General features: G+C 41.7%; 9 protein-coding genes. 5 read left to right on the top strand and 4 right to left on the bottom strand.

Features of this window, described 5'->3' with window-relative positions:
- Positions 1-116: 116 nt before the first annotated feature.
- The gene (locus K339_RS0127360; protein WP_028526451.1) at positions 117-2774 is read left to right on the top strand and encodes a valine--tRNA ligase; all 2658 of its coding nucleotides are present in this window, start codon (positions 117-119) and stop codon (positions 2772-2774) included.
- A 332-nt stretch (positions 2775-3106) separates the two neighbouring features.
- On the opposite strand, the gene K339_RS0127355 is transcribed toward K339_RS0127360, so the two are convergent.
- Positions 3107-3571, bottom strand: a complete 465-nt coding sequence (locus K339_RS0127355) for an Lrp/AsnC family transcriptional regulator (RefSeq protein WP_028526450.1) — start codon at positions 3569-3571, stop codon at positions 3107-3109.
- A 232-nt stretch (positions 3572-3803) separates the two neighbouring features.
- Between K339_RS0127355 and K339_RS0127350 the strand changes: the two genes are divergently transcribed.
- The gene (locus K339_RS0127350) at positions 3804-4325 is read left to right on the top strand and encodes a D-glycero-alpha-D-manno-heptose-1,7-bisphosphate 7-phosphatase (protein WP_028526449.1); all 522 of its coding nucleotides are present in this window, start codon (positions 3804-3806) and stop codon (positions 4323-4325) included.
- 209 nt (positions 4326-4534) lie between these two features.
- Here the strand turns inward: K339_RS0127350 and K339_RS0127345 are convergent, their stop codons facing one another.
- On the bottom strand, positions 4535-6004 hold the full coding sequence (locus K339_RS0127345) for a type III PLP-dependent enzyme domain-containing protein (RefSeq protein WP_028526448.1): 1470 nt from the start codon (positions 6002-6004) through the stop codon (positions 4535-4537).
- 188 nt (positions 6005-6192) lie between these two features.
- Between K339_RS0127345 and K339_RS0127340 the strand changes: the two genes are divergently transcribed.
- Entirely contained in the window at positions 6193-7527 is a 1335-nt protein-coding gene (locus K339_RS0127340; protein WP_028526447.1) for a glycosyltransferase family 39 protein, read from the top strand.
- Positions 7528-7540: 13 nt separating this feature from the next.
- Positions 7541-9040: a glycerol kinase GlpK gene (gene glpK, locus K339_RS0127335; protein ID WP_028526446.1), complete on the top strand. Its 1500-nt coding sequence runs from the start codon at positions 7541-7543 to the stop codon at positions 9038-9040.
- 48 nt (positions 9041-9088) lie between these two features.
- Here the strand turns inward: glpK and K339_RS0127330 are convergent, their stop codons facing one another.
- Together K339_RS0127330 and K339_RS0127325 are read right to left on the bottom strand one after the other, a co-directional pair.
- Positions 9089-10174: a complex I subunit 1/NuoH family protein gene (locus tag K339_RS0127330; RefSeq protein WP_028526445.1), complete on the bottom strand. Its 1086-nt coding sequence runs from the start codon at positions 10172-10174 to the stop codon at positions 9089-9091.
- Between the two features lie 126 nt (positions 10175-10300).
- A complete protein-coding gene (locus K339_RS0127325) occupies positions 10301-11470 on the bottom strand; it encodes a T9SS type A sorting domain-containing protein (protein WP_084332330.1) in 1170 nt (389 codons plus the stop codon).
- A 185-nt stretch (positions 11471-11655) separates the two neighbouring features.
- On the opposite strand from K339_RS0127325, the gene K339_RS0127320 reads away from it, so the two are divergent.
- Positions 11656-13182: a phage tail-like protein gene (locus K339_RS0127320; protein ID WP_157607760.1), complete on the top strand. Its 1527-nt coding sequence runs from the start codon at positions 11656-11658 to the stop codon at positions 13180-13182.
- Positions 13183-13245: the final 63 nt, after the last annotated feature.

The raw sequence follows: 13245 nt of genomic DNA, 5'->3' as shown, positions 1-13245 counted from the left end.
CGGCAACGGGACTTCCATTAACTACAATTGAAACGCTTTCAAATTAACTATTATCATTACTAAAATCTCCCTTTTTTAAGAACGATTTAAGTGGGGTTACTTATAAACCAACAAACATGATTTCAAAAACCTACAATCCGCGCGACATCGAAGACAAATGGTACAGCTACTGGATTGAAAATCGCTATTTCAATTCCAAGCCCAATCCTGACAAAGAGCCTTATACCATCGTCATCCCTCCACCAAACGTGACGGGAGTCTTACACATGGGGCACATGCTCAACAATACCATTCAGGATGTGCTCATCCGTAAAGCGCGTATGGAAGGAAAAGAGGCATGCTGGGTACCAGGCACCGACCACGCTTCGATTGCGACCGAAGCCAAAGTGGTAGCCATGCTCAAAGAGAAAGGGATTCAAAAACGCGACTTAACCCGCGACCAATTTTACGAATATGCGTGGGAATGGACGCACAAGTACGGTGGCATCATCCTCCAACAATTGCGAAAATTGGGTGCATCATGCGATTGGGACCGTACGCGTTTTACGATGGAGCCCTCTTTGTACGATGCCGTTATTGATACGTTTATCGACCTGCATAATAAAGGATACATTTATCGTGGCCACCGCATGGTTAACTGGGACCCGCAAGCCAAAACAACTGTATCAGACGAAGAGGTATTGACCAAGGAGGTAATGACCAAATTGTGTTATTTGAAATATAAAATCAGCCCCCAAACCCCCGATGGGGGCACTGCGGGTGTCGATGATGAATACATTATTATCGCAACAGTTCGTCCTGAAACCATCATGGCGGATTCAGCCATTTGTGTTCACCCCGACGATGAGCGTTATAAGCATTTACATGGCAAAAAAGCGTTGATTCCGCTCATTAACCGCGAAATTCCAATCATCACCGACGAGTACGTTACGATGGATTTTGGAACAGGTGGCTTAAAAGTAACTCCCGCTCACGACCAAAATGACTATGAATTGGGACTAAAACACAACTTACCCATCATTGATATTTTGAACGAAGACGGTACACTCAATGAAAAAGCCCAAATTTTGGTAGGCGAAGACCGTTTTATTGCACGCAAAAAAATCATCAAACTTCTTGATGAAGCGGGCTTCATTGAAAAAATAGAAGACTATAAAAGTAACGTAGGACATTCAGAACGTACCAATGCTGTTATTGAACCACGTTTGTCGTTGCAATGGTTTGTAAAGATGAAAGAACTTTGCCAGCCTGCCCTTGAAAACGTGATGAACGACAACATTCAGTTGGTTCCACCTAAATTTAAAAACACCTATCGTGTTTGGATGGAGAACGTTCGCGACTGGAACATTAGTCGCCAATTGTGGTGGGGTCAGCAAATACCCGCCTACTACTTGCAAGACGGAACAGTCATTGTGGCCAAAACAAAACGCGAAGCGCTCCGTAAAGCCCAACATGAGTATCAGTTATTTGCGCTTACGGAAGAAGATTTGACCCAAGACCCCGACGTGGTAGATACGTGGTTTAGCTCGTGGTTGTGGCCAATTACGGTTTTCGATGGATTGAAAGACCCTAACAACGAAGACATTAACTACTACTACCCTACCAACGACCTCGTGACAGCACCCGAGATTTTGTTCTTCTGGGTAGCACGAATGATCATTGCTGGGTATGAATTTAAAGGTGAGTTACCATTCCGTAATGTATATTTAACAGGGATTGTTCGTGATGCCAAAGGCCGTAAAATGTCTAAATCGTTAGGAAACTCTCCCGACCCTTTGGACTTAATTAATATTTACGGAGCCGATGGCGTACGTACAGGAATGTTGTTTAGTTCTCCTGCGGGTAATGACCTTCTTTTTGACGAAAAACTATGCGAGCAAGGCCGTAATTTCTGTAACAAAATTTGGAATGCCTTCCGTTTGGTGAAAGGATGGACAGTTACCCCTTCTTCCAATGAAGGCGGTCAAGTAGCGGCCCTCCCTATTGCGTGGTTTGAGGCAAAACTGAACCAAACCATCGCCGAAGTACACGATTTGTTCAGTAAATACCGCTTGTCAGATGCCCTCAATGTGATTTATAAACTCATTTGGGACGACTTCTGCTCACAGTATCTCGAAATGATTAAGCCAGGTTTTGAACAACCCATCGACCAAGCCACGTTTGAGGCAACCATTGGATTTTTTGATAAATTGATGGCGCTGACGCATCCGTTCATGCCATTTATTACGGAAGAAATTTGGCAAGACATCAGTCCTCGTGGCGAAAAAGAAAGCCTTTGCGTAGCCGAATTCCCCAAAGTTGCGCCGTTTGATGCAACGATGCTGGCTAATTTTGAGATTTTCTTTGAGATTGTTACCAACGTTCGAAACCTACGTAGCACCAAAAACATCAGCCCAAAAACAGAGCTTCCGTTGACCATCAAAACTGAAAATCAAGCACTTTATCAACCGTTTGAAAGCCTGCTTGTGAAGTTAGCGAACATTTCGGACATCAGTTACACTACGGGCAAAGCAGAAGGTATGTCGTTCTTGGTAAAAGCCGACGAGTTTTTTGTCAACTTGGAAGGCGAACTTGACGTAGAAGCCGAACGCGAAAATCTTCAGAAGGAACTCGAATATACGCTTGGTTTCAAAAAATCGGTAGAAGCGAAACTTTCTAACGAACGTTTTGTACAAAATGCCAAAGCCGACATCGTTGACAAAGAACGCCAAAAACTAGCCGATGCCGAAGCAAAAATTGCCACCATTCAAGAAGCATTGGCTCGTCTCAGCTAAAGGTCAGACGATAGTCAGACCGATAGTCCAGCTGAAGTAATAGTAATAGTCAAACCGACAGCTGGCCTAATAGTGAGTATTTATTTGCGTCTGACTGTCGTCTGACGCATAGCCAGGCAAAAATCTCAAATGCACGCTGAGTTATTCGGCGTGCATTTCTTTTTAGCGCGCATTTACTTTTTTGATAATCACTGAGATGACCATAATTAGGTAAGAAACAATCTTTCCAGCTCTCCTTCAAAACATCCAACAAAAAAGGACAAACGGCTACAAACGCAAGAAGCGTGACTGACTAGCCACGCTTCTTGCGATGCCTCTAAAAGAGAGAGAAACTAGTACGGAATTGGCAAAACTTTGCTTTCCTTGAAGGTCGATAAAATCACCATCGTTTGGGTATTGGCTACTTCTTCAATTTCATTGATACACTCAAGAAGTAGTTTTTGGTACGACGCAATGTCTTTTGAAATTACTTTCAACAAAAAGTCGCCCGAACCCGTAATGTGGTGACATTCTATGATTTCTGGAATTTCATTTACCCTCTTCACAAACGACTCTGTCACATCTCTTTTATGACCCACCAAAGTAACTTGGATAAACGTCGTTACGCCAAGACCCACTTTTTCACGATCCAACTGAGCGTGATAGCTCTGGATAATCCCGTGTTGTTCAAGTTTTTTAACACGCTCAAGGGTGGGCGCAGGGGAAAGACCTATCTCCTTAGAAAGTTGGGCATTGGTAATTTTTGCATTCGCTTGCAAAATATCCAAAACCTTGCGGTCTATCTGGTCTAATTTCATGTGTGAAGCTAATTTTTAAAACAGGCAAACAAATATTATACTGCAAATGTAATGATTTTGCGGAAGTATTTTCTAAAAAATAGGGATTTTTATTCTATAAAACAAAACAAAAAACAACTTTTATAAAATTATCAATAACCGTTCAATAAATTTTTACAAAAAAATAACTACGTATTTTACAAATAAATCATCTAATAGTATTATTTTTAGGCATTGATACGCCGTAAGAATTATGAAACAGAAGTGCATTTTTTTGGATAGAGACGGAGTTCTCAACCAAGACCTAGACGGTTATTTATATCGTCCAGAAGAGATGGTTATTCCTGACGGAGTAATCGAAGGACTACAGCAGATGAAACAAGCTGGCTATCTGCTGATTGTCATTACCAACCAAGCGGGGATAGCCAAAGGGCTATATACAAGAGAAGACGTATGGCATTGCCACAATTACTTTCAACAACAGTGCGGGCATTTACTTGATGACTTGTACTATTGCTCACACCATCCCGACTTTGACAGTCGTTCGCTCATGCGGAAGCCTGGGTCGTTAATGCTTGAGAAAGCAATGGCCAAATATGACATTGACCCCAACCACTCGTGGATGGTTGGCGACCGCCCTCGCGATATGCAAGCGGGCAAGCGCGCAGGAGTTCGTACCATTCATTTGGGCACGAATCCTCAAGAATCAGCAGGCGACCAGTTTGCCAATAATTTCTTAGCCGCCACTGAATTGGTATTACGTTCGGTATCTTAAGCTTTTTTCTCAACCTTTACAGCGCTATCATACGCTGGGCAATAGCCTTTACGATTGCAGCTGGCAGCGCCCAAAACGAGCATTATTAGTGCGAAGGAAAGTAGTTTTTTCATGGTATTTTGGTAGTATTTAATATAAGGAGCAACTTATCTTAAAGTTGCTCCTAGTGTTTTATGTAGCTTATTACGAAAATCGTGCCGAATTTATTGTCAACTATGCGCCATCTCTTCCACTGCTTCCATGTCCATCTCAGCAGGGTTGAGGGGTGTTGATTCTTCATTACGTGCATATCCCAAGGTTGACATCATGCTATCACTTCCTTGCTGATCAGCAAACAGGCGCGTAACGATATTTCCTTGTTCATCCCGATCAACCAACACATGCTTAGGTGCAGGAATCAAGCAGTGCTGAATACCGCCATATCCGCCCAATGATTCTTGGTAAGCTCCTGTATGAAAGAATCCGACAAATTGTTCTTCTTTTTCAAGATCAAACACAGGCAAATACAAGTCGGCACTATGCGCTTCGGTGTTGTAAAAATCCTGAGAATCGCAAGTGAGTCCTCCAATATTTACCTTTTGGTAAGGATTATCCCAATTATTTACCGCCAGCATGATATACTTTTGGTTCATTCCCCACGAATCGGGCAAATGTGTGATAAACGATCCGTCAATCATGTACCACATCTCCTTATCATTTTGGAGTTTTTGGTCAATAATCTGGTAAATCACGGCTCCGCTTTCTCCCACTGTATAGCTTCCAAACTCTGTAAACAAGTGCGGAACAGGCACATTGTTTTTATTACAAATCCACTGAATATTTTCCACGATTTCGTCAATCATTTGCTGATAATCGTAGTTAAATTGCAATGAAGTTTGGATTGGCAAACCACCACCAATGTCAATTGAATCAAGATCAGGACAGATTTTCTTCAATTCGCAATATTTAAACATAAAGCGTGTCAATTCACTCCAATAATAGGCGGTATCTTTCATACCCGTATTAATGAAGAAATGCAACATTTTCAGTTTAAACTTAGGATTAGGCTGAATTTTTTCTTTGTACAACTCATTGATGTCGGCATACCGAACCCCCAAACGAGAAGTGTAAAAAGCAAAATTTGGCTCCTCATCCGTCGCAATCCGAATCCCAAAATTCACCGACTCTGCCGTTACGTTTTTTGAGTAATAGTCAATTTCGCGCAAATTATCCAATACTGGCATGACGTTAAAACCTTCGTTAATTAACTCAGTAATAGCCTTTTGATAATTTGGCAATTTGTACCCATTACATATAATGTACGTACTTTTGGCAATCTTTCCTGTATTGTACAAATTACGCACAATCGGAATGTCAAATGCCGAGGAAGTTTCGAGGTGAATGTTATGCTGGAGGGCTTCTTCAAGCACAAAACTAAAATGGGAGGACTTGGTACAATAACAATACGTATATGACCCTTTGTAGTTAAAACGTTTGAAAGCGTTTTTAAAAAACTGTTTGGCGTTACCAATGTGTTCGCCAATTTTGGGCAGATAGGTAAGTTTTAGAGGAGTACCATACTGGCGAATAATATCCATGAGGGGAACATTATTAAACGATAGCTCATCGTTTTGGACGTTAAACTCCAGCGTAGGAAATTCAAACGTCTGCTCAATTAAGTTTGTGTAAGTGCTTTTCATCTTGCCTTAGAAGCATAAAAAGGGTGTTTGGTGAAACATGTGCAAAAAGCCTGCGAAATTCTACCAAAATAACGGGTTTTGCAAGAAAAAAGTGCAAAATACCTGCGACGATTCCTTACTTTTGCACCCCAACAGACCCAAAGAAGCTAACTAAGTAGGCTCTCAATGATTATTTTACCAAATTTCAGATGCTAATTTCATTTTTTAAACGTGCCCAAACCCTCAAATTTTTACTTTGGTTTGGAATCGGACTACGAATCGTTTTGTATTTTACGCTTTCTCCTTATGGTGCTGATGCCCACGGGGAGATTATTAATTTCATTGCAACCCATCACCGACTTCCAATCACCAGAGAGGCTTTCTGTGCCATGCACCCTCCTCTTTATTACCTATTGGCCCAACCCTTCTTTGCATTTGATAGCCTAACGAACCAAAAAATAACGCAATTACTCTCTGTTTTAATCTCTTCTCTTAATCTTTATTTGTTGTATTTATTAGGGAAACACTATTTTAAAAATACCCTGGTTCTGAACATAAGTTTTCTATTAGCGATATTCCTTCATTCTTACGTTACCTTTTCGTTGTATGTCACAAACGACAGTCTTTCGTTTTTAATTGGAACTTGGTGCTTTTGGCTTCTATCCAAATACTTTCAAGCACCTTCAAAGAGAAACGAATATTGGTTAGCTGTTGCTCTTGGGTTAGGACTGTTGGCCAAAGGTACATTTTTAGCCTTTGTCCCAGTAGTTTTCGGGGCTATCGCCCTAACTTTATACATTCTCAAGGTGGAGTGGAAACAACTCATCTTTCGTCTCACCATCCTTGGAGTACTGACACTCTCCATTGGGGGATATAAATTCGCCGAAAACTGGTATTATGAAGGCCGCCCTGTAGTACACAATATGGATATTTTCCCCTTAAATAGCCAAAAAACCTACCAAGGGCCAAAAAGTTTTTATGCCTTCAATTTACCAAAATTGATGAAAAGCCCTACGATTTACAACCGTGATTTTGATTTATTACACGTGTACCCCATCGTTATGTATGCTACTTTTTGGTACAAATACGCCGACCTTGAAAATGACTACGATTTGGGCGTAAAAACAAATTTTAGATACATCGGAAGCCTGATTTACCTAGTTGCGCTCATCCCTACTTTGGTTATTCTGCTTGGCTTGTGGCTTTTAATCGTTCAATCAATTCAATTTTTGACATCTTTTTCATCTTTATCCAGCAATGAAGCCATCAGTGCGCTAGAAAAAACGACTTGGTTGGCCTTGTTACTCATGAGTGTAGCTTTGGTACTGATTGCTGGTTTCAAATATGACGCATGGTCTTGTTTTCATGGGCGGTTATTTTTACAATCATTTTTTAGTCTCCTAGCCATGCTCTACACGGGGCTGTCGTATTTACAATCTCGATCCACCCTTCTCTTCAAACTGAGTAGTTTGGGAATCATTTGCCTAGCTTTTTTATACAGTTTTTATTTCGGTATCGAAAGTTTGTATAAGTTTATAGGGTAAAACCTTTAACCAAATGTCAAAATACGTAGCCGCAATTGACCAGGGTACTACCAGTACCCGCTGTATTATTTTTGACCGACAAGGAAATATCATTTCAGTAGGTCAAAAAGAACATCAACAGATTTATCCTCAACCAGGTTGGGTAGAGCACGACCTAGAAGAAATCAGAAAAAACACGCTCGAAGTTATTGCTCAAGCACGCATAAGTGCGTCGATTCAAGCAAGCGACATCGCTGCGGTGGGCATTACCAACCAACGCGAAACTACCGCCGTTTGGAATCGCCGAACAGGAAAACCCTACTACAATGCGCTTGTTTGGCAAGATACGCGTACTGGTGAGTTAGTGAATCAATTTGCCCAGCATGGTGGCCAAGACCGTTTTCGTACCAAAACTGGACTTCCATTAGCAACTTATTTTAGCGGTCTAAAACTTCGTTGGTTGCTAGATAATGTCGCTGGCCTACGCGAGGATGCAGAGCGAGGGGATGCCATTTTCGGAAACATGGACACTTTTCTCATTTGGCACCTTACGGGGGGAGCAAACGGAGGCACCCACGTGACGGACGTTACCAATGCCAGCCGAACACAGTTGATGAACCTCGAAACACTACAATGGGATGACGAATTGTTGTCAATTTTTGAGATTCCACGCTCAATGTTACCTGCCATTAAAAGTAGTAGTGAAGTTTATGGAAATGTAGTTTTGGATGTTTTACCCAATGTCCCCATTGCAGGTGACCTCGGAGATCAACATGCAGCGTTGGTAGGCCAAACTTGTTTTGAGCCTGGTCAGGCTAAAAATACGTACGGTACGGGCTGTTTCATGCTTTTAAATACAGGCACCGAATTAAAAGCCTCCACCCAAGGGTTGCTGACCACCGTGGCGTATCAATTTGGTAATCAACCTGTTTGCTATGCACTTGAAGGTAGTGTGGCCATTGCAGGCGCACTTGTACAATGGCTACGCGACAACCTTGGCATGATTCAAAAAAGCGGCGATGTAGAAGAGCTTGCCAAAACCGTTGAAGACAATGGAGGGGCTTATATTGTACCTGCTTTTTCTGGGTTATATGCTCCCTACTGGAAAGCCGACGCGCGCGGTGTCATCGCAGGCTTGACGCGCTACGTAAATAAAAATCACATTGCGAGGGCTGTCTTAGAAGCAACTGCCTACCAAACTTTAGATGTGATGGAAGCCATGGAAAGAGATGCGAACATTGAGCTAAAATCCCTTCGGGTCGATGGTGGAATGGTCGCAAATCAGACCTTGATGCAATTCCAAGCCGACATGCTCAATGTTCCTGTTGTTTGTCCAGCAGTTACCGAAACAACGGCGCTGGGCGCTGCTTATGCGGCAGGTTTAGCCGTTGGATACTGGAAAAACTTTGATGATTTACGTCAAAATTGGGGCGTAGCCCAAACTTGGAACCCTAAAATGGCCGAAGACCGCAGGTCTAAGCTATACAAAGGTTGGAAAAAAGCAGTTGAACGTTCTTTCTCTTGGGAAGACTAACCCTTGGTTGAAAAATAGGTGTGTGTTGGTTGCGAGCAGCCAACACCACTACACCATCATTAAACGCCATACGCCACAAATAAAGAAAAGCACAAGCGCAACAGGTGTTAACACCTTCCAACACAAAAACATAAGCTGATCAACACGTAAGCGGGGAAACGTCCAACGTACCCACATTTGCAGCAAAACGGCAAACCCAGCTTTAGTTATCAGCCAAAAGCCAGCTGTTATGTTTCCCCAAATCGTTCCAGGAGCGCCGCTTGTCCAATCTGCCAATCTTACTGGTCCAATATTGGGTAAAGGAGTATTCCAACTACCTAAAAACAAAATTGCCCCCAAAAGCGATACCAAGAGCATCATGGCATATTCCGACAAAAACAGCAATGCCCAGCGCATCCCCGAATACTCCGTATGAAAACCACCAACTAGCTCAGATTCTCCTTCTGGTATGTCAAAAGGCGCTCGATTACATTCGGCCAGCGTGGTGATAAAAAAGACGATATAAGCTAAAAATAAAAACGGATTGCGAACAATATTCCAACTCAATACACCCCCAACTTGAGAAACATCAATCCCTAGTGGTTTCAGCCCAAACAAATATACAGGCTCGTCGGAATACACACCTTGCTGGTAGCTAATCGCCTGTAAATCCAGTGTTTGTGCAGTCATCACTACACACAATATAACTAATCCAAGGGGAATTTCATAGGATACAATCTGTGCCACCGAGCGCATCGCCCCAAAAAGAGCAAATTTATTGTTTGACCCCCACCCTGCCATTAAGATACCAATCACATCCACTGAAATGATGGTCATCAGAAAGAAAAGCCCAATCGCAGTACGTGAACCTTGCAAGTCAGGGGTTAGAGGCAACACCGCATATCCTGCAAAAATAGCCGTAAATATCACCAAAGGGGCCAACAAAAACAGCTTACGATCGGCAGCAGCGGGAACAATATCTTCTTTTTGAAGGAGTTTCATTAAGTCAGCGATAAGCTGCAACAAGCCCCATTTCCCTACCTCCATAGGCCCCATGCGGTCTTGGATAAAAGCTGATATTTTACGTTCTAAATAGACCCCTACTACTACCGAGGAAAGGGCCATGATTAAGAAAATGGGAAGTGTAAGGGGCATGGGTAATCACAAAATTTTGCCCCAAAACTAACGAAAAATACCACGCTAGTGGGAGATTATGATAAAAAAGGGCTTCATACGGAATAAGTATGAAGCCCTTTCAACAAAATTTTAAAAAATATGTACTTAGCGATTGATAGAAACTTTTTCGTTAAATACTTGATTTTTTTCAGGTCTTACAACACGCAAGAAATAATTCCCCGTACCTGCGGCATCTTTATCCAATGAATAATTCGTTTTCAGACTTTTCACTTGACCTTCTTGTTTTACAATGGTTTTACCAGTAATATCAACAATGTCCAAGGCAACTGTCTCGTCCGCCCCAAAACCTTTCAATTTTACTTCAAACACACCATTGCTAGGGTTTGGAAAAACGCCAATTTCTGGTTTACCAGCCAATTCTGCCCGCTGAGTACCTACAGTAAAATAGCTTGTACCTTTCAAAACAGCTTCAGAAGAAACTGCATTTGTAGAAAGCGTGCTAGGATTCACAGCCCACTGATTGTTCTTCATCTGCAACAACTGCAAACGGCTATCATCAGCTGGTACAGTTACCTGAACACTGGTTTCGGTTGCATTTTTAACCGACCAATAACTATCACTACCAAACTCCTCTACTTCTGCCGAGAGCTTGGTAGATAAACGTTCTGGACGTTGGCGAACATATCCTACTTGAATTTCTTCGTATGATACTGGTTTTGAAATTGAAAAAGCTTGCAGACGACTTCCATCACCAACAGGAAAACGAAACGCCTCATTACCTTGTTTCACCATATATCCTTTTATATGGGAATTGTTTGAGCCTCCAATGACTTTCGCAGATGAGCCCAACATCAACAGTGCAGACTCAGAGTTTTCTAAAACACCATCTCCAAGTACCAACTGATTGTTGACTTGCAGCGGGCTTTTCAAAAGAACTTTACCAGTTTGACCTAATACAAGCGCGTTCATTTGAAGTGGGGTCATGCTTTGAAGCGACTGAGTGCCGTTTCCATTAAGTACGACTTGGCCATTAAGAACCATCTGCCCTTGGTTCATTACCCCTTTACGAAGGTGCAAATCACCCTCAAGTTGCAACGTACCCGTATTGGTTAATTCCTCGTTGACTGTCATTATCACCCCAGATGTTACTGTAACATCTGTTGACGAAACCATCTGTGCCTGTGCCGCCAACGTCACCAAGCATCCTGCAACTGCTATAGAAAATCTTTTCATAATCGGTTTCAAGCGTTTAACTGATACATCAATTAGCCAAAAATAAGTTAGATTTTTGAGGTTACCTACAGAGTTCGCCAAAAATTATCTAACGGTCATTTTCAGAAAGAAAATTATCCTAAGATTTTAATCAAATGTTACCAATTATATAGGGCACAAAAAGTACCGTTAGATAATTTTTGGGCAAAGACCTTTTTAATTCGCTCACAATGTTCTAACTTTCGTCTCGAAAAACAGAAATCTATCCAATTAACTGCAAACATTATATGAAAAGACTGCTTACTCTAGCATTGGCGATGGGCTCATTGGGAGCTTTAGCCCAGCAATCGGGAAATGTGGGTATTGGTACAAAAAGTCCAGACCCATCTGCTATCCTTGACTTGAGTTCAACCACAAAAGGTCTTTTGTTACCTCGTATGACTCAATCTCAACGTGATGCCATTTCAAATCCAGTAGCAGGTTTGATTGTATTTCAAACCGACAAAGCGATTGGTACCTATTTATACAATGGTACAACTTGGTTACCTACTAGCGCACGTTTAGGAGAAACTGCAGTCGCGGGCGCTTGGGACAAACAAGGAAACGCCATTGATGGAACAGACTTCATTGGAAGTACGAATGCTGCATCACTAACATTTAAAGTCAACAATGAACGTTCGGGTCTAATTGATTTTGGTTATGGAAATACATTGTTTGGTTATCGTGCAGGTATTGCTATTACTCCATTAGATGGGAATACAGGAGTAAATAACCTTGCTCAAGGTAATCAAGCTATGCAAGCAACAACTGTTGGCTCATACAATGTTGCCCTCGGCGGTGCTTCTTTATATTCAAATGTTACTGGCTCATACAATACTGCTATAGGCTTTACTGCGCTTTTTAGCAATGTTGCATCTGGAAACACGGCCATTGGGGCTCTGGCATTATATAAAAATACTTCTGGCGGCTCTAATACTTCAATGGGTCAAGAGTCAATGTATTTCAATACAACAGGAAGCTTCAACATGGCTTATGGTACCTATGCTTTGAATAAAAATATCACAGGAGACGCAAATTCTGCTCTTGGTTTTGAAGCAATTAGAAACAATACAAGCGGTCATAGAAACATTGGACTCGGAAGCCAAGCCTTATTTTCGAACCAGTCAGGAAATGAGAATGTTGCAATTGGAGGACGTGCAGGCTACAGTAGTACTTCAGGTAGCCGCAGTATATTCTTAGGATTTAGGGCTGGAGAGTTTGAAATGAATAGTAATATGCTTTATATTTCAAATAGCGAAACCGCAAATCCACTTATTAAAGGTAGCTTTGATACAAATTATCCTTGGGTGAAGTTTAATGTGAAAGCTGCTCCTGGCTCACCTACTCCTACAACTACTGGTTATCTAGCAATTGGTGATTTTGATACCGCACCTGCTGGTGCGGGTGCGGGCGGTCTTGGATTACCTAGTACTTTCTCTGCTGGCGCATATCGTTTATATGTACAAGACGGGATTTTAACAGAAAAGCTCAAAGTAGCTCTTCGTAATTCATCTGATTGGGCGGACTATGTTTTTGCTCCAGATTATAAACTTGCCCCTTTGGAAGAAGTAGAAACATTTATCAAGGCAAATAATCACTTACCAAACGTTCCATCTGCTGATGAAATGGCGAGTAACGGCCTAGACGTTTCTAAGACCTCGGCAAAATTGATGGAGAAAATTGAAGAATTGACACTTTATATGATTGAACTCAATAAAGAAGTTAAAGCGTTAAAGATTGAAAATGAGCAATTAAGAAAACAATTCAAAAAATAATTCTTTAAGAATTTAAGACAAAAGGCACAGTAATACTAGTATTACTGTGCCTTTTGTCTTAAA

Source organism: Runella limosa DSM 17973, assembly GCF_000482465.1.
GTDB classification, from domain to species: domain Bacteria; phylum Bacteroidota; class Bacteroidia; order Cytophagales; family Spirosomataceae; genus Runella; species Runella limosa.
Note: the sequence above shows the minus strand (reverse complement) of the source record. Positions and strands in the feature narration are given on the sequence as shown.